This window comes from Aeromonas sp. FDAARGOS 1410, assembly GCF_019048745.1.
GTDB classification, from domain to species: Bacteria; Pseudomonadota; Gammaproteobacteria; order Enterobacterales; family Aeromonadaceae; genus Aeromonas; species Aeromonas jandaei.
The window spans coordinates 2,345,587-2,364,827 of sequence record NZ_CP077401.1 but is presented as its reverse complement, the minus strand read 5'-3'; the positions used below and the strand labels follow the sequence as shown (position 1 = coordinate 2,364,827).

The window sequence follows — 19,241 nt, the reverse complement described above, 5'->3', positions numbered from 1 at the left end:
TGCTATCATTTTCAACCCGCCAGTGCGTTCATTCATCAGGCGGTTATCAAGGCAAGAAATGTGTCTGGACTTCGCATCCGATCCCTGGACGCTACCTAGTTAGTCCCGACTGGTCGCAATAAGTTCCCTCCTCCGACCATTTATTTTCACTTTTTTTACGGAATCGACTACAAACCTGTTTAGCGATTCAGGCTAGGCGGCAAACAGACTCCAATGCCACCTAATCCGCAGTAGCCATCCGGGTTCTTCTCCAGATATTGCTGGTGATAGTCCTCGGCGTAGTAGAAAGGCGCCAGCGGCAGGATGCGGGTGGTGATGGCCCGGCTGTCGCCGCTCGCCGCCATGGCCTGCTGATAGGCAGCCAGACTCTGCTGGGCGATGACCTGCTGGCTCTCGTCGCCATAGAAGATGACCGAGCGGTACTGGGTACCAATGTCCCCACCCTGCCGCATGCCCTGCGCCGGATCGTGCTGCTCCCAGAACAATTTGAGCAGATCGCCATAGCTGATGACCGCCGGATCAAACACCACCTGCACCGTCTCGGCATGACCGGTCAGCCCGCTGCACACCTCCTTGTAGGTGGGATTGGGGGTGACGCCGCCCTGATAACCGGCGGCGGTAGAGTAAACCCCGGGCTGCTGCCAGAACAGGCGCTCCACACCCCAGAAGCAGCCCATGCCAAACCAGGCGATCGCCATGTTCTCGGGCCAGGGCCCCTGAGTCGGATGGCCGTTTACTGCATGCTGCTGGCCAATCACCATGGCCTCGCTGCGCCCCGGCAACGCCTCTGCCGGCGAAATAATCTGTTCCATCAAGCCACTCCTTGTAAAAACCGGTGCCAATGCACGATGACGAAAAGGAGCATCGAAGATAACAGTTTGTGGCACCGGATCAACCGGCGCCTCCCGCCCCCATCCTCCTCTTCACTCCCCTGCGCCTCTCCTGCCACTTTGGCCAGTTACGTCCGGGCAAGGCATCCGGTTGGCCAACAAACCCAACCAAATCAATATTTAGTCTTGATTTGTGAATTTATTTTCATATATTGAGCCAATCGCTGTTTTTTTATGGAAGAAATATCAAGTGCGTGAACGTGAGCCCAGTCTGGTCAATGCCTTCCGGCAATCTACTCCCTATGTCAATGTCCATCGGGGCGCCACCTTTGTGCTGATGATGGGGGGGGAAGCCGTCTGCCACCCCAACTTTGCCAATATCGTCAGCGATATCGCCCTGCTGCAGACACTGGGCATACGGCTGGTGCTGGTGTTTGGTTCACGTCCACAAAACGATGAAGCGCTGGCCCGCGCCGGCATCGAGGCCCAGTACCACAAGCGGATCCGGGTCACCGATGACGAGAGCTTCGCCATCATCAAACAGGTGTGTGGCGGCCTGCAGTACGACATCACAGCCCAGCTCTCCATGGGGCTCGCCAACACTCCGATGCAGGGTGCGCGGATCAGCGTGGTGAGCGGCAACTTCGTCACCGCCCAGCCGCTGGGGGTGGATGATGGCATCGACTTTTGCCACAGCGGCCGGGTGCGCCGTATCGATGTGGAGGGGATCACCCGCCAGCTCGATCAAAAGAGTCTGGTGCTCATCTCCCCCATCGGCTGCTCGGTCACCGGCGAGAGCTTTAACCTCAGCTCCGAAGAGGTGGCCCGCCGGGTGGCGGTCGATCTCAAGGCGGACAAACTGATCTGTTTCAGCAGCACCCAGGGGGTGATGGACAGACACGGCGAAGCCATCTCCGAGCTCTTCCCCGAGCAGGCCGAAGAGCTGCTGGTGGAGCTGGAGCAGGCGGGCGAAGAGATGTCAGGCACCGCCCGCTACCTGCGCGCGGCCATTGCCTCCTGCCGTGGCGGCGTGCCCCGCTCCCATCTGGTGAGTTATCAGGATGATGGCGCCATGCTGCAGGAGCTGTTCAGCCGCGACGGCCTCGGCACCCAGATCGTGCGGGAGAGCGCCGAGCGGGCCCGCGCCGCCACCATCGAGGACATCGGCGGCATTCTCGACCTCATTCGCCCGCTGGAGGAGGAAGGCATTCTGGTGCGCCGCTCCCGCGAGCAGCTGGAGATGGAGATCGACAAGTTCACCATCATCGAGCGCGATGGCCTGATCATCGGCTGCGCGGCCCTCTACTGCTTTATGGAAGAGGCGATGGCGGAGATGGCCTGCGTCGCCATCCACCCCGACTATCGCAACTCCAACCGGGGTGATCAGCTGGTGGCCAAGGTGGCCGAGCGGGCCAAACGGCTCGGCATCCGCCGCCTGTTCGTGCTCACCACCCGCTCCATCCACTGGTTCCGGGAGCGGGGGTTCGAGCCGCTGGAGGTGGAGGATCTGCCGGTTGAGCGCCAGCGCCTCTACAACTGGCAGCGTCGCTCCAAGGTTTTGTCAAAAACCATTGTGTAACTCATTGATTCTGCGTTGAGTTAGCTGACATTTTGAACTTTTTTACAAACTCGATTGACAGTCCAATCCAACGCAAGGTATTTCTAAATGCACTCCACCGCCATGGTGGAGCCAGAAGAGGAGCGCTGCCCAGGCAGCCCGAGAGAGGACGCCAGAGTCCGGTGAACTTGGGTCAGGGGGAGCAGCGCCGAGACATCTGAGGAGACTGGAAACCTCAGTGTCGGCTGCGGGGGCTGAATCCCCCGGGTTGTCATCGGTAGTGGTCATCCCCCACCGCGCCCTGTCAGGGGCGGGTACGGGATGGGCTCTGCGGGTGGAGTGCTTCTGGCCGGGATCGCTTCGCACATTCCTGCCATTTTCAGCCTCCTCCTCTCTTTTTTGCCCGATGGATCCGGATTTTTAAATTAAGACAGGAGTAAGCAATGAGCCCGATCAATGTCGCCAAGTTTGGCGGAACCAGTGTCGCCAACGCCGCGGCCATGAACAACTGCGCCGATATCGTGCTGGCCAATCCCGCCACCCGCATCGTGGTGCTGAGCGCCAGCGCCGGCGTCACCAATCTGCTGGTGGCACTGGCTCAGGGTGAGCTGGACGACGCGGGCCGCGAAGCCCAGCTGGCCAGGCTGGCCGACATTCAGCAGGCCATTCTGGCCGACCTTGGCCACCCCGCCGAGGTGACGGCCCTGATCCACGATCAGCTCGGCGAGATCCGCACCATGGCGCAGCAGGCCAGCCAGCAGACCGATGCCGAACTGGCTGATCGCCTCATCGCCTGCGGCGAACTGATGTCGACCCGCCTCTTTACCGAGTTGCTGCGCCAGCGCGGCGTCAATGCCCACTGGCAGGATGTACGCCAGCTGATGCGCACCGACAGCCGCTTTGGCAAGGCCACCGTCGACCTGAACGCGACTCGCGATCTCTGCCAGCAGACGCTGGGCCCGGTGCTCGGGGACACCCTCGTCATCACCCAGGGCTTTATCGGTTCCGATGGCGATGGCCGCACGACGACGCTTGGCCGTGGCGGCTCCGACTACAGCGCGGCCCTGCTCGCCGAGGCGCTCGATGCCACCAGTATCGAGATCTGGACCGATGTACCCGGCATCTACACCACGGATCCGCGCCTCGTCACCCGGGCCCGCCCCATTCCCGAAATCAGCTTTGTCGAGGCGGCAGAGATGGCCACCTTCGGCGCCAAGGTGCTCCACCCGGCCACATTGCAACCGGCGGTGCGCCAGAACATTCCGGTCTTTGTCGGCTCAAGCAGGGAGCCGCAGGCAGGGGGAACCTGGATCCGCTCCACCACGGACACCAGCCCGCTGTTTCGCGCCGTGGCCCTGCGTCGCCAGCAGGTGTTGGTCACCCTGCACAGCCTCAACATGTTCCATGCCTATGGCTTTCTGGCCGAGGTGTTCGGCATTCTGGCCCGTCATCGCATCTCGGTAGACCTCATCACCACCTCGGAGGTGAGCGTGTCGCTCACCCTGGATCACACCGGCAGCCAGAGCAATGGCGAACCTGTGCTCAGCGACAAGGTGCTGGCTGAACTCAGCCAGCTCTGCAAAGTCGAGGTGGAGAACGAGCTGGCTCTGGTGGCCTTGATCGGCAACCGGATGAGCGAGGTCAACGGGGTGGGTAGCCGGGTATTCGATGCCCTGCGCGATCACAACATCCGGATGATCTGCTATGGCGCCAGCGCTCACAACCTCTGCTTCCTGGTCAAAGAGGGCGAAGCGGGCCAGATCGTCAACCGCCTCCATCAGGAGCTGCTGGACTAACCCTCACGGCTGGCAAATCCGACCATGCAAAAGGGCACCCGCAAGGTGCCCTTTTCATTTCTGTTTAGCTGAGGCGTTGGCTCAGGCACAGGTGGTCACCGGCAACTGGCACGCCATCACTTCGCGGCGCTGGCGCTGCAATCTGGCCAGCAGCTCGCTCTGGCCCAGCCCCAGCTCTTCGCTGGAGAGATTGTCGACCAGCTGCTCGTAGTGGTCGGTCACCGCCTGCTCCAGCCAGTCGAGACGACGCAGGGTGAGCGGGCTGCAGCTGCGGCCACTGAGATCGTCGGCCACATCGAGCCGGTGGCTGCGATACATATCCCGCCACCAGTTGGCAGCGAGCGCCTCGTCGCTTGCCAGCGCGGCACTCCACTCCCCTTGCAGGCTCTGCAACCGGGCCAGCACGGGTGCGCTGGCGCCTTCCCGTATCAGGTGGTGGATCTCCCGTTTCACCCATTTCAGACAGAGCTCGCGCCAGTAGCGGAACTGCGGCAAGGGATCGGCCTCATCGAGCCAGAGCCCTGAGAGGGTGCGGGTCTCCAGCCGCTCCGGCACATGAAATTGCGGGTCGACCAGCCCGTTGGAGTTGTACTCGAAACGGGGATCAAAGGGCCACATGTAACCAAAGTCGAACACGCTGATATGTTCGCCGTCATCGAGCAGGTTGCCCGGGCTCGGATCCCAGTCGAACCAGCCCCAGCGGGCAAGCTCCCCCTGCACCTCCAGCATCTGCGCCAGATTGCGCTCGTTGAGCTGATGCACCGGCACGCCCCGCAGCCAGGGCGAGACCAGAATGCCGGCGCGGGCCGAACCAAAGCTGGTACAGACCACGTGGGAGAGAACTGTGGGATGCAACTCGCGCAGCGCTTCGATTTCGCGCCGCCGCTCCAGTTCGGTGAGGAAAGCGGTCTTACCATCGAGGTTGGCGACCAGCGAATCGTTGCGGCGCCGCTTGAGGCACCAGTGATGGCCATCGATCTTGAGATGAAACACCTCGGCGGTAAGACCGTGACGATAGACCTTGATCACCGACGGATGGGAATCCTTGAGTTTGACCAGCTGCGCCACGGGAAGCGGACAGTCACGTTCGCGCCCGACCCGGATCTCCTCCTTGCTCTCGAGCATACGCAGCAATCTGGCTTGCCGTGCCATCACCTTGGGATTCATACATATACCTCCTGTCGCTACTGAGAGACTAAACAGCACCTCTCTCGCAGACCAGCAGCAAACGTTCATGATGACGCTTTCATCACATATTCCGGACAACCTCTCGATCGGGATCACAATATGCAGGGCCGAAGTGCAACCAAAAATTCATCAGGCGGTCATTAAATTGACATCCATGAACCGGCCACGCACCATCGGGTCAAATAGTATGCAGATGATCTGCATCTCTCTCACTTGCTCAAAGGATGAGCTGATATGAATCGCCTCTTCTCAGGCCGTCGCCGCGCCCTGAGTCTCTCCCGCCTGCTGCTGATCCTGCTCGGTGGCCTGCTCATCGTGACCCTGCTGCTGCCCCTCATCAATCCCGGCAGCTGGCTTGGCCGTGCCCAACCGCTGGTGCTGGGGCCAGCCGACAACCCGCTGGCCACCCTCACCCGCCACGCCCTGCTCTACAAGAGCGACAGCCGCGGCCTCTATCTGGTGGTGCGCAGTCAGTGGCAACTGCGAGGGCCACTCCAGCCGGGGGACAAGGTGCGAGTGGAGCTGCTCAATGACAAGGGGGAGCGGATCGACGAGCTGAGCCAGCCGGTGGAGAAGCGTCAGGTGTGCCGCCAACACCGCTGCACTCTGGATCTCAACAGCACGCTGCGCGCCCCCGACGATGCGCTGGCCAGCCGTTACCAGCTGCGGATCGGCCTGCTGCTGGCCGATCGCCCCGAGAGCGGCGACTTCAGCCAGATCCTGCAGACCCTGCCGGAGCAGGGCTTCAACCTCACCTACCTGATGGTGAGCCTGACGCTGGTACTGGCGCTGAGCGCCGCCGTGCTGAAGGCGGTGCTGCCAAGGCTGCGCCGCAGTCTGCGCTGGCGCATCATCGGCAGCCTGCTGCTCGGCAACCTCACCTTCGTGCTGCTGCACGGCTTCGTGGTGTTCAAACTGGGGGAATTTCTGCTCTGGTCAGGCTTTCGCCCGGAGCACTACTATCTCGCCTGGGGCAGCATGGTGCTGGGGTGGAGCCTCTGCGCACTGGCCGGGTTCAACCTCTACATGGGGCTGGTCTTTACCGCCCTCTCCGGCATAGGGCTGCTGGCCAACTTCATGAAGATCGCTATTTATGGCGTGCCGCTCGGCGGCGATGATCTCGGCAACCTGATGGCGCTGCTGCGGATCCTGCAGGATCAGCACCCCGTCGTGCCGCTGCTTGGCGGCGCTATCGTGCTCTTCCTCTGCTGGCGCTTTGCCCTCTCCCGCTGGATCCTGCGCACCGCCGCCGCCACCGTGGCCTTCTTTGCCCTTTGCGTGTTTGCCACCCAGACCAGCAACAAGCTGCTGGGGGCCAACGTGCGCTACGTGGATCGGGCGGTCAACTACCACAGGGACATCATCCGCTCCGGCCCTGGCCTCTATCTGTTCAATCTGGTGGACGAGATGCTGGAACAGGGCAGCGTGTTTCGCTACCCCTTGCAGATCAACGAATTCACCCCCCAGCTGAGCCAACCGCAGCAGGGGGCGGCGCCGCGCTGGGATCTGGTGATCGTGCTGCAATATGAGTCGCTGATGCTCGACTGGCAGGGGCGGCTCTGCGCCCCCGCACCCACCCTGAACCTGCCCGCCACCATCCAGCAGTGGCACAAGACCATCCACTCCCCTACCACCGGCGGCATGACCGTGCTGGCGGAGTTCGAGATGAACACCGGCCTGCCGGTGGGGCTGCTCAAGCAGGGGGTGGTGCCCTACTACTACCTTTCTGATCAGGTGCCGGGCCTTGCCCGCAGCGCCAACCAGAGTGGCTACCAGACCCTATTCGTCCACCCCTATGTGGAGAAGTTCTGGGGCCGCGCCAAGGCGATCCCGGCGCTTGGCTATCAGGAGCGCTGGTTCGACACCCGCTTTACCACTCTCGAGCACAAGGGGCTCTATATCTCGGACGATGCCCTCGTCGATCACCTGCTCAAACGCAGCGAACAGGATGACAAACCGCTCTTTGCCTACGCAGTCACCATGCAGGGCCACGGCCCCTTCGATGGCCCCCACTATCAGGCACAGGAGCGCAGCGGCGCCTGCCCGAACGAGAGCGAGAGTGACAGACAGCTGCTCAATACCTACTACACCGGGGTGGTGGATGCCATGGCCTCGCTGGAGCGGCTGCTCACGAGTCTCGATCAGTCGGGCAAGCGCTATCTGGTCATCGCCTTTGGCGATCACCAGCCGTTTTTGATGTCGGCCGGCAAGGGCATTCACGGCGACAAACCGGCGCGCGATGCCACCTATCAGATCCCCATGATGGCCTTCACCCGCGCCGATGACCCCCTCAATCTGGCGACCCAGTTTGCGCCGGTGCGCCAGCTCTATCAGATGGGGCAAGCCACTCGCCAGCTGCTGGCCGGCAATCTCACCCCCATCAGCGACGGCCCCCTGCTCCATCCGGTGCTGGGCGAGGAGAAGGGATTCGACGTCTCGCCGCTGGTGCCGCAGATCCGTGCCAGCTTCCGGGCCGATGCCCTGCCCTGACAATCCCATCCCCCAACAACAGACAAGGCCGCATCAGCGGCCTTGTCTGCTTCCTGCCCCCGTCAGGCGCTCTGCCACCATGGATCAAGCAGCGTTAGCTGCTGGCGGTCGAGATCCAGCTCCGCCTCGACGCCCAGCGGCAACGTCAGCATGGGGTGGGTATGGGCGCTGTCAAACTCCGCCAGAATGGGGAAGTGCGGCTCCCCCACCATCTCCAGCAGGATATCGAGCGGGCGCTTGCCACTGCCCTGATCGTTGAACAGCTCGTGCTTGCCGAGGATAAGGGCGCCGATCCGATCAAACACCCCGCACAGCTTGAGATGGGCAAAAGAGCGCTCCACCGTCTCGGCAGATTTCAGGCTGTCCTCCAGCAGCAGGATATCGCCGCGCTCGATGGCCGGCATATAGGGGGAGCCCCAGATCCCCGCCATGGTATTGAGGTTGCCGCCCATCAGCCGCCCCGCTACCCGACCTGTCCCCACCGGGATCAGCCGGTTGGGTTGGCACTGCTTGGCCCGGGTCTGATTTTCCCAATCCAGCCGCTCATCGCTCCACTGCGCCGGGGTGGGTAACGTGCAGGGGACGGCAGTCTCGTCGGCCAGCACAATCTGTAAAAAACTGGCGAGCGTCTCGTCCACCAGCGGCGGCAACTCGCCGAACGAGGCCACCAGCGCCGGGACATAAAAGGTGACCAAACCTATCTGGGCATGGATGCCGAGCAGCAGCGCCGTCACATCGGAGTAGCCGACGATGATCTTGGGATCCCGTTTCAGCGCAGCAAAATCGAGATAAGGGAGCAGGGAGTTGGAGTTGCTGCCGCCAATCACCGACATGATGCAGCGCACCTCGGGGTCACGGATAAGGGCGTTGAGCTCCTCGGCCCGCGCGGCGATGGGGGCGGAGCGCCAGTGATCCTGCTGGCCGGTGAGGCTGCCCGCCTTGAGCCGGAAGCCCTGCCCTTCGAGAAAGGCTTTTGCACGGGCAAAACGGGTGGGGGCCCAGGCGGTTGCCGCGCTGGAGGGGGAGAAAAAAGCGATGGTGTCGCCGCGCTGGAGTGGCGGGGCAAGCAGTCTTGTCATCAGGCACATCTCCCGGGGCTCATCAAAGCGTGAAAACAGAGCCCTGACTATCTCTTATCGCCCCTGTTGGCACAACGGCTGGCTCGCCATCGTTTAGAAATACAAAACGCTTTATTCATTATTAACAGATATTCTAAACAAAACAGCGCTCCTAGAATGACCTCATTGCGATAGCCAGCCCCGGCTGGCAGCCAGAATGGTCGCCCGGGCAGGCTTGAAACTTGCCGCCGACCGACACTCTTGCAACGCCGATTTCAATGAGGACCCCGTCATGAACAGAACCGTATCTCCCACAGCTCTGGTTGTTGAAGGTGGCGCCATGCGCGGCATATTTGCCAGCGGCGTGCTGGATGCGTTTATCGAACGTGACTACCGCCCCTTTGACTTTGCCATCGGCGTCTCTGCTGGCGCGACCAACCTGTTGGCCTATCTCGCCAGCCAGCATGGCCGCAGCCACGACATCCTGACCGAGCTGGCCTGCACCCCGGAGTTTCTCGACCCGCTGCGCTTTGCCAAGGGGGGCAATCTGGTGGATATCCACTGGCTCTGGCACACCAGCTGCCGCAAATACCCCCTCGATATCCATCGCTATCGGGAGAGCGGCATCCCCTTCTATGCGGTGGTGACCAATGCCCTGACCGGCAAGGCGGAGTACATCCGGGTCAAACCGGAGAACATGGATGAGGTGCTGCCCGCCAGCTGCGCCATTCCCCTCGCCTCTCGCGAATATCCCGAGGTGCACGGGGTGCCGATGACCGATGGTGGCGTCGCCGACTCCATCCCGGTGATCGAGGCCTACCGCCGCGGCGCCCGCCAGATGACAGTGATCCTCTCCGAGCCGCTGGGCTACCGGCTCAAGCCGATGCCCTTCCCCTGGATGATCCGCACCCTGCTCAAGACTCACCCCGCGCTGGCACAGGCGCTGGAGCAGCGGGATCGCAGCTACAACGAGGCGCTCGATTTCATCGCCAATCCGCCCGCTGATTGCCAGATCGAGGTGATCGCCCCGGCCGACTACTTCCCGGTGTCCCGTTTTACCCGCGATATCAACAAGCTGGAGATGGGATACGTGATGGGCAAGTGCGCCGGCTATCAGGCCGCCCTGCTCAATTGACAAGAGTTTCACAGGCATGACCCGACCTGCCGCGACGCACGCGCCGCCAACACAATAACCATCGGGTCAGTTGAACAAGATGAGTCATAAACCGGACCGCGGGAGAGCAGCCCAGCTCTCCCGGCCAGTCAATACCGGGACAGACAGCCCCTTGCAATGCCAAGGCATGTCACCCCAAGACAAGGTGTTTATTTATGTCGTTTCTTCTCACCCAGCCCGCGCTGGCGCAGCTGTTCGAGCGGCTGCTACCCGATTACCGGATCATGGCCCCTGCGGCCGAATATCGGGGCGGTCGTTTCTCCGACACCGACAACGTCACCTACCACAGCATCCGCCATCCGGCCGAGCTGGTGTGGCAGGAGAAGTCCCACTTCTCCCCGAAAGAGGTGGTGCTCCCCATCACCCAGACCCTGTTCCACTTCGACAATCTGGAGCTGCGCGAATCCAGGGTGGAGGCCAAACCCACCCTGCTGTTCTTGCGCAGCTGTGATATCCACGCCCTGCGCAGGCTGGATCAGGTCTATCTCAAGAACGGCCAGAACAGCGACGTCTACTACGCCCGGCTGCGCAGCAAGCTCAAGCTGGTACTGCTGGAGTGCCGCGAGAGCTTCGAGAACTGCTTCTGCGTCTCCATGGGCAGCAATGAGACCCGGGACTACGCCGCCGCCATTCGTCTGAGCGATGAGGGTGCCCGTATCGAGGTGAAGGATCCCGAGCTGCTCGGCTACTTTGCCGAGCTGGGCGAGCTCGACGACTTCACCCCGGAATTTGTCCAGAGCAACCCGGTCAAGGTGCGTACCCCGGACCGTGTCTGTGACGACCCACAGCGGATCCGCCAGATCCTCACCGCCCATCCGGTCTGGGCCGAGTACGACAGCCGCTGCATCGGCTGCGGCCGCTGCACCACCTCCTGCCCGACCTGCAGCTGCTACAGCGTGCACGACCTCACCTATGCGGAAAACCCCAAGCAGGGTGAACGCCGTCGCCAGTGGGCCAGCTGCATGGTGGATGGCTTCAGCGACATGGCCGGTGGCCACGGTTTTCGCGCCAAGCATGGCGAACGCCTGCGTTATCGCGCCCTGCACAAGGTCAACGACTACAAGGCTCGTCAGGGGGAGGAGCACATGTGCGTCGGCTGCGGCCGCTGCGACGATCGCTGCCCTCACTACATCTCCTTTAGCAACATCATCAACAAGATGACCGATGTGGTCGAACAGACCATCGCGGCCGACCACGCGCAGGGGGCGAACTGATATGTGCCAGTGCCAGCAAACCGCAACAGCAGAACAGCAGCAGGAGGTGGTCGAAAACCGCCTGCGGCCCAGGGCCTACACCATTCTGGCCATCGAGCGTCACACCGAGCTGGAGTGGAACTTTCGGGTCTCCCGCGACTTTGATGTCCACTACGGTCAGTTTGTCGAAATCTCCCTGCCCACCGTCGGCGAGGCGCCCATCTCGGTCTCCGACTATGGCGATGGCTATGTGGATCTGCTGATCCGCAAGGTCGGCAAGGTCACCGATGCCCTGTTTGCCCTCGATGTGGGCGACAAGGTGTGGATGCGCGGCGTCCACGGCAACGGCTATCCGCTGGAGGCCTATCGCAACCAGCACCTCATCGTGGTGGCGGGCGGCACCGGCGTCGCCCCGGTCAAGGGGCTGCTGCGCCGCTTTAGCAAACACCCGGAACAGGTGAAATCCCTCGACATGATCCTCGGCTTCAAGAACGAGCAGGCGGTGCTCTATCGCCACGAGATGCCGCTCTGGGCCGAGCGCCAGAATCTCATCGTCACGCTGGATGAGGGTGAGGAGAGCGAGCAGTTTCGCATCGGCCGGGTCACCGACTACATCGACCAGCTGGACCTCTCGGATAGCGAGGATATCCAGGCCATCGTGGTCGGCCCTCCCGTCATGATCCGCTTCGTGGTGCTCGCCCTGCTTGAGCGCGGCATCCCCAAGGATCGCATCTGGGTCGATTACGAACGCCGCATGGCCTGCGCCGTGGGCAAGTGTGGCCACTGCCGGATGGGCGACACCTATATCTGCGTGGATGGACCGGTCTTTCGTTTTGACCAGGCCCAGCATCTGATCGACTAAGGGAGAACACCATGAGTCTCGATATCGACATCATCAAGGCCCGCGCCAAGAACGAATACCGCCTCTCCAAGGTACGCGGCGAAGCGATGATCAGCGTGCGCATTCCCGGCGGGATCATGCCCGCCCACCTGTTGGCGGTGGCCCAGCAGATTGCCGAACAGTATGGCAACGGCCTGATCCACCTCACCACCCGCCAGAAGCTGGCGATGCCCGGCATCAAGTATCAGGACATGGACAAGGTCAATGCCGCCCTCGAGCCCTTTATCAGGGAGATTGAGGTGGAGACCTGCGGCATCGAGGTAGAGGACACCCGCGCCGGTTACCAGAGCATCGGCGGACGCAACATCGTCGCCTGTCAGGGCAACACCATCTGCCAGAAGGGCAATATCGACTGCACCGGGCTGGCCCAGCGGATGGAGAAGCACCTCTACCCCAACCCCTATCACCTCAAAATGGTGATCGCCGGCTGCCCCAACGACTGCGCCAAGGCCAACATGGCCGACTTCGGCATCCTCGGCATCGCCAAGATCCACTTCAATGCCGAGCGCTGCATCGGCTGCGGTGCCTGCGTCAAGGCGTGCAGCCACCACGCTGTCGATTGCCTCGCCATCAAGCATGGCAAGGCGGTGAAGGAGGAGAGCAAGTGCATCGGCTGTGGCGAATGCGTGCTGGCCTGCCCGACCCTCGCCTGGCAGCGGGATCCCAAGCAGCTCTACATGGTCAAGCTGGGGGGGCGCACCAGCAAGAAGACCCCCCGTACCGGCAAGCTGTTTCTCAACTGGGTGACCGAAGAGGTGCTGCACGCGGTGATCAAGAACCTGTTCGAGTTCGAGGCCGAGATGCTGGATGGCAAGCCCATCTACCTGCACATGGGTCACCTTATCGATCGGGCCGGTTATCACAAGTTCAAGGAGCGGGTGCTGCGCGGCGTCACCCTCAATCCGGAAGCCATGGTCGCTGACCGCATCTTCTGGGCCGAAGATCAGTACGTCGCCAACATGCATGTCAAAGCGGTGCAATAGGAAAAACCTCGTTTGGGGAAGCTGATCATAGTGGCCGACAACCGGTGGGGATCTGTCGTTGGCCCGGGCGTGGATCACGCTTCCCCCTTTTTCCTTTCACTGTGTTTCTACTCCTTCTCCTCTTTTCGTCCTGCGCAGCCCGTTGCTGCCGGACCCGTATCCGGAGCCCGTTATGGACTTTCTCCCTCTCTTCTGTCAGCTGCAACACAAGCCGGTACTTATCGTCGGTGGCGGTGAGGTGGCGGTGCGCAAGGCGCGCCTGCTAATCGATGCCAAGGCGAAGATCACCATCAATGCCCCGCATCTCGAGCCCCAGCTGATGAGCTGGGCCGAGCAGGGGTTGCTCACGGTCTGCGCCGCCGACTTTCACCCCGAGCTGCTCGATGGCAAATGGCTGGTGATCGCAGCCACCAACCAGCCCGGGGTCAACCAGCAGGTTTTCAACGAAGCGAATCAGCGCCAGATCTTCTGCAACGTGGTGGACTCTCCGGCCCACTGCAGCGCCATCATGCCCGCCATCATCGACCGCTCGCCGCTGATGGTGGCCATCTCCAGCGCAGGTTCGGCGCCGGTGCTGAGCCGCCAGCTACGGGAAAAGTTCGAAGCCATGTTGCCGCAGCACATCGGCCAGCTCGCGGCGCTGGCGGGCAAACTGCGCGAGCGAGTCAAGGCCATACCGGACAAGCTGGCTCGCCGCCGCTTCTGGGAGCGGCTCTTTAGCCATGAGCGACTGGCATGCCAGCTGGCGCGCGGCCAGCAGCAGGCTGCCGAGCAGAGCGTCGCCGAGCTGCTCGATGAGCCGCTGCAGAGCAAGGGGAGCGTCATCCTGGTGGGCGCCGGCCCCGGCGATGCGGGGCTGCTTACCCTGAGCGGTCTGCAACAGCTGCAACAGGCGGATGTGGTGGTCTATGACCGGCTGGTCTCGCAGGAGGTGCTGGCACTTGTGCGCCGGGATGCCGAGCGGATCTTTGTCGGCAAGGAGGCGGGTCGCCACTGTGTGCCCCAGCAGGCGATCAACCAGCTGTTGCTGGAGCAGGCTCGCCTGGGCAAACAGGTGGTCAGGCTCAAGGGGGGCGATCCCTTTATCTTTGGCCGAGGCGGCGAGGAGCTGGAGACTCTGGCCGAGGCGGGCATCCCCTTCTCGGTGGTGCCGGGCATCACGGCCGCATCGGGCTGCGCCGCCTACAGCGGCATTCCCCTCACCCACCGAGATCACGCCCAGCGGGTGCAGTTCATCACCGGCCACGACAAGGAGGGCAATATCGCGCAGGAGTGGTCGGCGCTGGCGGCCCCCCGCCAGACCCTGGTCTTCTACATGGGGCTGGCCCATGCCGGCCGCATTCAGGACGAGCTGCAGACTCACGGCCTGCCCGGTCACACCCCGGTGGCGCTGGTGGAACAGGGCACCAGCCTGCAACAGCGGGTGGTGCGCGGCGAGCTGCAACAGCTGGCGCTGCTGGCCACTCAGGTGGAGAGCCCGAGCCTGATCATCATCGGCTCGGTGGTGACCCTGGCTGACAAACTGGACTGGTACGGCGAAGCTAATACCCTGGCCGGGGTGTAACCGCTCATAGCGCCCCCTTCCGTAGACCAGTAAAAAAGCGACGCAGGCCATGGCCTGCGTCGCTTTTATCGGAATGGGGAAACGGATTTATTCGAAAGAGATAGGACCGGTCGAACCTGCATCACTGTCCTGCCACTCGCTTTCACCGCGCACCCGCGGGTCGCCCTGCAGGGTATAGAGGATCATCCCCTGCCGGATCTGCAGCGCCCCATCGGCACGCTTGGCCTTGACCTTGACGTCGTTGACCCACACCTGCTCCTTGCCATCGACCCGGATGACGGCCACTGTCTGGCCAGTCCCGCTGTTTTTGGCGACCCACTTGCCCTGATAAGGGGAATCTCCCTTGGCCATCGGCAATGTGGCGGCCTTGCCTGCCGACCAGGATTGCACGGTGCAGATGCCGTTGGCACGGTTATCGTGCTTGATGGCGTAATCAATGCTCGGCTCGCTGGTGGCGGAGTCGGCGCTAATACCGATCATGATCTTGCCGCTCTGGGCAGAGTAGGCATTGGGTGCATTGGTCTTCAGCGAGGCCTTTTTGCCGTTGATATAGACGTTGCCATCCTGCGACTTGACCTTGATATTCATCGGGCAGTCAGCGGTAAAGTTCGGAACCGTTGCCGCCGCGCTACCAGCATAAGCAGCGATGGCCAGAGTGATAACAGTCAGCAGAGCAGATTTTTTGTGCATCTTGATACGCCTTCAAGAAAATATGGTGTTCGTCCATGAGGAGTCGTTGTCCTGATGGCAACAACTCTAGTCCAGCCGATACAGCTGGCCCAGTTAAAAAAAATAAAACCCGCACCAGCCAGTTATGAAAAATTATAAATAAACAAAATCAATATGTTAATTTCAAAACTAGCTTCATCATCCCCCGATCTGGCATCTCCGTTATCAAGCGCCGCGCACAAAAAAGCCGATAACCCGGTTATCGGCTTGTCATGTCAACACGCGGGTTCAGCGCACGGGGGAGAGCTTGCTATCTCAAACCACCACGGCGGTGCCGCTGATGCTGACCATCAGCATGCTGCCGTTCTGCCCCACCACCTCGTAGTCGATATCGATGCCGACCACCGCATTGGCCCCCAGCGCAGAGGCGCGCTCCTTGAGCTCATCAAAGGCAATCTCGCGGGCACGGGCCAGCTCTTTTTCGTAGGCGCCGGAGCGGCCGCCGATAATGTCGCGGATCCCGGCAAAGAGATCCTTGAAAATATTGGCGCCAAGGATGGCTTCGCCCACCACGATGCCGCGGTATTCACGAATGCTCTTGCCTTCCAGAGTGGGGGTTGTCGAGAGGATCATCTTGAACTCCTATGGGTGACAGAGGGCTCAGACTAACCCAACTCCCCGCAAATCCCAACCGGGTGGTGGCCTTTGCGACGCGGGACTTAAAAATAGCGACAGCCAGATAAAACAACACCGCGACGGGCGCGGTGTTGTGATGCGAGTGCAATGAAAATCAGGGATTGTAAGCGACGACCGAGCCGCTCAGCCCCGTCATCTGGGAGATCTGTTCCTGGATACCCTGCAGCTTGGCCTTGGAGACATCAGGCCCGATAAAGACCCGGTTGATCTGTCCCTGCACCGGCGTGCGCGGCGAGGTGTGGGCCGAGTAACCGGCAGCCCGCAGCTTGCTCACCAGTGCGTTGACGCTGTCGACGTTCTTGAACGCGCCGAGCTGGAGGATCCAGCTCCCCTGCGCCGGTGCCGCGGCGGGCGCTGGCGTGGTCGGCTGGCTCATCTTGCTCTCGATAAGGTCATCGAGGGACTTGATCTGGCCTGCCTGCTGTTTGGCTGGCGCAGGAGTCGGCGCCTTGGCTACCTCGACCGGCTTGGTCGGAACCGGTTTTGGTGCCGGCTTGGGTTGTTCAACCGGCGCCTTGGCGACCACTTCCGGCTTGGGTTGCGGCTTGGCAGGCGCGGCTTGCTGCACCGGCTGCTGGGCAACCTGCGCACCGGCCTGCTGGGCGGCACTCCCCTGATTGCCGAGGGTCATGGGGTCAGCGACCTCTTCCACCTGCCACTGCTGGGCGGCCGAGGCTTGCTGCTGACTGGCCAGATGCTCGGCCGGCAGCGTGCTTGCCGCCGATACCTGCAACGCGGGCTTGGCTGGCTCAAGATCGGGACGCAGCGGAATTTTGGCAAACGCCTCCTCCTTTTGCGCCAGCTTGTGACCATCCAGCAGGTCCGGCAGGAAAATAACGACCAGGGCCACCAGAATAACGGTGCCCACCAGACGGTTTTGAAACTTCGAGGCCAAGTTGACTCCTACTTCCTTTACTTGATCCAATTCATGGCACGCCCCCGACAAAGAGGGGCTGGCTAGCTGGCGAACCCCGCCAGCACATCGGCGACAGTGTAAAACGAACCAAACACAATGACCATATCGTCAGGACTCGATACGGCCAAGGCAGCCTGATAGGCAGCCTCGACGCTGTCAAAGGTCGTCGCCGCCCCCTGTCCGGAGCCAAGCGCCTGTGCCAACTGGGCCGCACTTGCCGCACGCGGGCCGGTCAGGCTTGCCAGATACCACTCGCCGATCAGACCGTCGAGCTCGGCAAGCGACCCCGCCATATCCTTGTCCTTGAGCATGCCGACCACGGCGCGACGCACACCCGCACAGGGCATCTTGTGCAGCTGGGCGGCCAGATAGGCGGCCGAATGGGGATTGTGAGCCACATCGACGATGACCAGCGGCGCACTTTGCAGCTGCTGCATCCGGCCAGCCAACCGGGCATTGGCAAGCCCGTCGCGGATGGCAGACTCTGGCAACGGCAAGCCGAGGGATTCCAGCGCCGCCAGCACGGTGACCGCATTCATCAGCGGCAGCGCCGGTTTGGGCAGGTCGCACCACTGGTGAAGACCGTGGTAATCCCAGCTGCTCTCGTGCTCATCGCCACGAAAATCGATACCAACCTGACGCAGGTTGGCGCCGATACGCGCCGCCTCGCTGGCGATAGTCGCCGGGGGATTGGGCTCGCCGCTGATGGCGGGTTTGCCGGCGCGATACACCCCGGCTTTCTCCACCGCCACCGCCTCGCGGGTATCACCCAGCCAGTCGCAGTGATCGAGGGCAATGGAGGTGATCATGGCCACATCGGACTCCACCACATTGGTGGCATCGAGCCGACCGCCCAGGCCCACTTCCAGCAGCAGCACATCGGGCGCGGCGCGGCAGAAGAGCCACAAACCGGCCAGGGTCGCAAACTCGAAGAAGGTGAGCGCTATCTCGCCGCGCGCCGCTTCCACTTCGGCAAAGGCGGCGCAGTGATCGCTATCTGCCAGCTCCTGACCGTTGACCCGCACCCGCTCGGTAAAGCGCAGCAGATGGGGCGAAGAGTAGACGCCAACCTGGTAGCCGGCGGCCATCAGAATACTGGCCGCCATGGCGCAGCTGGAGCCCTTGCCATTGGTACCCGCCACCGTGATCACCTTGAACGGCAATCGGGTGAGCCCCATGCGACGGGCAACCGTGCCGACCCGCTCCAGCCCCATGTCGATAGAGACCGGATGGATCTGCTCCAAATAAGAAAGCCAGTCGACAAGCGACCGGCTTTGGGATTGATGCATGTTTGAACTCATCTTCACTCTGCGATGACGTGAGTATTCATCAGTTTGGCGAGCAGGCTGGCCAGACGGTTACGCATTTCGCGGCGGTCGATGATGAGATCGATGGCGCCCTTCTCCAGCAGGAACTCGGAGCGCTGGAACCCTTCCGGCAGCTTCTCGCGAACGGTCTGCTCGATAACGCGCGGGCCGGCAAAACCGATCAGCGCCTTGGGCTCGCCCACGTTGATATCGCCCAGCATGGCCAGACTGGCTGAGACGCCACCCATGGTGGGGTCGGTCAGCACGGAGATATAGGGCAGGCCGGCTTTGGAGAGACGATCCAGCGCGGCACTGGTCTTGGCCATCTGCATCAGGGAGAACAGCGCCTCCTGCATGCGGGCACCGCCGGAAGCGGAGAAGCAGACCAGACCACGACCTTCCTTGATGCTCTCCTCAACGGCGCGCACGAAGCGGGCACCGACCACGGAGGACATGGAGCCACCGATAAAGGAGAACTCGAACGAACAGGCGACAACCGGTACCCCTTTGAGGGTCCCTTTCATCACCACCAGCGCATCTTTCTCCCCTGTCTCTTTCTGAGCGGCAGACAAACGATCCTTGTAGCGCTTGGAATCCTTGAATTTCAAGACATCATGAGGCTCCAGCTCGGCACCGACTTCGGTGCGGCCCTGCTCGTCGAGAAAACTCTCGAGACGGGCGCGAGCGCTGATGCGCATATGATGATCACACTTGGGGCACACTTCGAGATTGCGCTCCAACTCTGCCCGGTAGAGCACCTGTTCACAAGCACTGCACTTGGTCCACACCCCTTCCGGAATGTTGTGACGACGAGGGGCAGTGATCTTGCTCTTGGGAAGAATCTTCTCAAGCCAGCTCATGGAATTCCTTAATGCTTTTGTGCCTGACAAAACGCATCGAGCCTTGTCTGTTCAATGA

Annotated in this window: 16 protein-coding genes and 1 riboswitch; of the genes, 8 read left to right on the top strand and 8 right to left on the bottom strand. The window is 61.9% G+C overall.

The window, feature by feature from the left end; all coding sequences use genetic code 11:
- Positions 1-179: 179 nt before the first annotated feature.
- The gene (gene msrA, locus I6L40_RS11085; protein WP_041209411.1) at positions 180-812 is read right to left on the bottom strand and encodes a peptide-methionine (S)-S-oxide reductase MsrA; all 633 of its coding nucleotides are present in this window, start codon (positions 810-812) and stop codon (positions 180-182) included.
- Between the two features lie 268 nt (positions 813-1,080).
- Here msrA and argA point away from each other — a divergent pair, with 268 nt between their 5' ends.
- Complete coding sequence (argA, locus tag I6L40_RS11080; RefSeq protein WP_071911405.1) at positions 1,081-2,409, top strand: amino-acid N-acetyltransferase; 1,329 nt, start codon at positions 1,081-1,083, stop codon at positions 2,407-2,409.
- A gap of 107 nt (positions 2,410-2,516) precedes the next feature.
- Positions 2,517-2,741: riboswitch (Lysine riboswitch) on the top strand.
- A gap of 90 nt (positions 2,742-2,831) precedes the next feature.
- Positions 2,832-4,184 carry a lysine-sensitive aspartokinase 3 gene (gene lysC / locus I6L40_RS11075; protein ID WP_071911407.1) on the top strand — a complete coding sequence of 451 codons (1,353 nt, stop codon included), beginning with the start codon at positions 2,832-2,834 and terminating at the stop codon, positions 4,182-4,184.
- A gap of 81 nt (positions 4,185-4,265) precedes the next feature.
- Here the strand turns inward: lysC and I6L40_RS11070 are convergent, their stop codons facing one another.
- Positions 4,266-5,351: a hypothetical protein gene (locus I6L40_RS11070; protein WP_124242744.1), complete on the bottom strand. Its 1,086-nt coding sequence runs from the start codon at positions 5,349-5,351 to the stop codon at positions 4,266-4,268.
- A gap of 255 nt (positions 5,352-5,606) precedes the next feature.
- On the opposite strand from I6L40_RS11070, the gene I6L40_RS11065 reads away from it, so the two are divergent.
- Positions 5,607-7,862: an LTA synthase family protein gene (locus I6L40_RS11065; RefSeq protein ID WP_216994256.1), complete on the top strand. Its 2,256-nt coding sequence runs from the start codon at positions 5,607-5,609 to the stop codon at positions 7,860-7,862.
- A gap of 62 nt (positions 7,863-7,924) precedes the next feature.
- On the opposite strand, the gene I6L40_RS11060 is transcribed toward I6L40_RS11065, so the two are convergent.
- Positions 7,925-8,941, bottom strand: a complete 1,017-nt coding sequence (locus I6L40_RS11060) for a S66 peptidase family protein (protein WP_216994255.1) — start codon at positions 8,939-8,941, stop codon at positions 7,925-7,927.
- Between the two features lie 271 nt (positions 8,942-9,212).
- On the opposite strand from I6L40_RS11060, the gene I6L40_RS11055 reads away from it, so the two are divergent.
- The 5 genes from I6L40_RS11055 to cysG all read left to right on the top strand — a co-directional run bounded on the left by I6L40_RS11055 (position 9,213) and on the right by cysG (position 14,735).
- Positions 9,213-10,055 (top strand): patatin family protein, encoded by an 843-nt coding sequence (locus tag I6L40_RS11055; protein ID WP_216994254.1) that lies wholly within the window; start codon positions 9,213-9,215, stop codon positions 10,053-10,055.
- 194 nt (positions 10,056-10,249) lie between these two features.
- Positions 10,250-11,308, top strand: a complete 1,059-nt coding sequence (gene asrA / locus I6L40_RS11050) for an anaerobic sulfite reductase subunit AsrA (RefSeq protein ID WP_216994253.1) — start codon at positions 10,250-10,252, stop codon at positions 11,306-11,308.
- Between the two features lies 1 nt (position 11,309).
- Positions 11,310-12,149: an anaerobic sulfite reductase subunit AsrB gene (gene asrB, locus I6L40_RS11045; RefSeq protein WP_071911415.1), complete on the top strand. Its 840-nt coding sequence runs from the start codon at positions 11,310-11,312 to the stop codon at positions 12,147-12,149.
- Between the two features lie 11 nt (positions 12,150-12,160).
- Complete coding sequence (asrC, locus tag I6L40_RS11040) at positions 12,161-13,171, top strand: sulfite reductase subunit C (RefSeq protein WP_043849790.1); 1,011 nt, start codon at positions 12,161-12,163, stop codon at positions 13,169-13,171.
- A 172-nt stretch (positions 13,172-13,343) separates the two neighbouring features.
- Positions 13,344-14,735 (top strand): siroheme synthase CysG, encoded by a 1,392-nt coding sequence (gene cysG / locus I6L40_RS11035; RefSeq protein WP_071911417.1) that lies wholly within the window; start codon positions 13,344-13,346, stop codon positions 14,733-14,735.
- An 87-nt stretch (positions 14,736-14,822) separates the two neighbouring features.
- Here cysG and I6L40_RS11030 read toward each other — a convergent pair whose 3' ends face one another.
- From I6L40_RS11030 to accD, 5 genes are all read right to left on the bottom strand, one after another.
- Positions 14,823-15,425 carry a hypothetical protein gene (locus I6L40_RS11030; protein ID WP_071911419.1) on the bottom strand — a complete coding sequence of 201 codons (603 nt, stop codon included), beginning with the start codon at positions 15,423-15,425 and terminating at the stop codon, positions 14,823-14,825.
- Between the two features lie 294 nt (positions 15,426-15,719).
- Entirely contained in the window at positions 15,720-16,037 is a 318-nt protein-coding gene (locus tag I6L40_RS11025; RefSeq protein WP_041209401.1) for a heavy metal-binding domain-containing protein, read from the bottom strand.
- Between the two features lie 157 nt (positions 16,038-16,194).
- Positions 16,195-16,995 (bottom strand): cell division protein DedD, encoded by an 801-nt coding sequence (gene dedD, locus I6L40_RS11020; protein WP_216994252.1) that lies wholly within the window; start codon positions 16,993-16,995, stop codon positions 16,195-16,197.
- 62 nt (positions 16,996-17,057) lie between these two features.
- Entirely contained in the window at positions 17,058-18,317 is a 1,260-nt protein-coding gene (gene folC / locus I6L40_RS11015; RefSeq protein ID WP_216994251.1) for a bifunctional tetrahydrofolate synthase/dihydrofolate synthase, read from the bottom strand.
- Between the two features lie 2 nt (positions 18,318-18,319).
- The gene (gene accD, locus I6L40_RS11010; RefSeq protein WP_041209398.1) at positions 18,320-19,183 is read right to left on the bottom strand and encodes an acetyl-CoA carboxylase, carboxyltransferase subunit beta; all 864 of its coding nucleotides are present in this window, start codon (positions 19,181-19,183) and stop codon (positions 18,320-18,322) included.
- Positions 19,184-19,241 lie beyond the last annotated feature (58 nt).

Bases quoted from the DNA above. Each gene is read 5' to 3' on its own strand.
- msrA (WP_041209411.1), bottom strand. From the start codon at position 812: ATGGAACAGATTATTTCGCCGGCAGAGGCGTTGCCGGGGCGCAGCGAG.
- lysC (WP_071911407.1), top strand. From the start codon at position 2,832: ATGAGCCCGATCAATGTCGCCAAGTTTGGCGGAACCAGTGTCGCCAAC.
- I6L40_RS11070 (WP_124242744.1), bottom strand. From the start codon at position 5,351: ATGAATCCCAAGGTGATGGCACGGCAAGCCAGATTGCTGCGTATGCTC.
- I6L40_RS11065 (WP_216994256.1), top strand. From the start codon at position 5,607: ATGAATCGCCTCTTCTCAGGCCGTCGCCGCGCCCTGAGTCTCTCCCGC.
- I6L40_RS11060 (WP_216994255.1), bottom strand. From the start codon at position 8,941: ATGACAAGACTGCTTGCCCCGCCACTCCAGCGCGGCGACACCATCGCT.
- I6L40_RS11055 (WP_216994254.1), top strand. From the start codon at position 9,213: ATGAACAGAACCGTATCTCCCACAGCTCTGGTTGTTGAAGGTGGCGCC.
- asrA (WP_216994253.1), top strand. From the start codon at position 10,250: ATGTCGTTTCTTCTCACCCAGCCCGCGCTGGCGCAGCTGTTCGAGCGG.
- asrB (WP_071911415.1), top strand. From the start codon at position 11,310: ATGTGCCAGTGCCAGCAAACCGCAACAGCAGAACAGCAGCAGGAGGTG.
- asrC (WP_043849790.1), top strand. From the start codon at position 12,161: ATGAGTCTCGATATCGACATCATCAAGGCCCGCGCCAAGAACGAATAC.
- cysG (WP_071911417.1), top strand. From the start codon at position 13,344: ATGGACTTTCTCCCTCTCTTCTGTCAGCTGCAACACAAGCCGGTACTT.
- I6L40_RS11030 (WP_071911419.1), bottom strand. From the start codon at position 15,425: ATGCACAAAAAATCTGCTCTGCTGACTGTTATCACTCTGGCCATCGCT.
- I6L40_RS11025 (WP_041209401.1), bottom strand. From the start codon at position 16,037: ATGATCCTCTCGACAACCCCCACTCTGGAAGGCAAGAGCATTCGTGAA.
- folC (WP_216994251.1), bottom strand. From the start codon at position 18,317: ATGAGTTCAAACATGCATCAATCCCAAAGCCGGTCGCTTGTCGACTGG.
- accD (WP_041209398.1), bottom strand. From the start codon at position 19,183: ATGAGCTGGCTTGAGAAGATTCTTCCCAAGAGCAAGATCACTGCCCCT.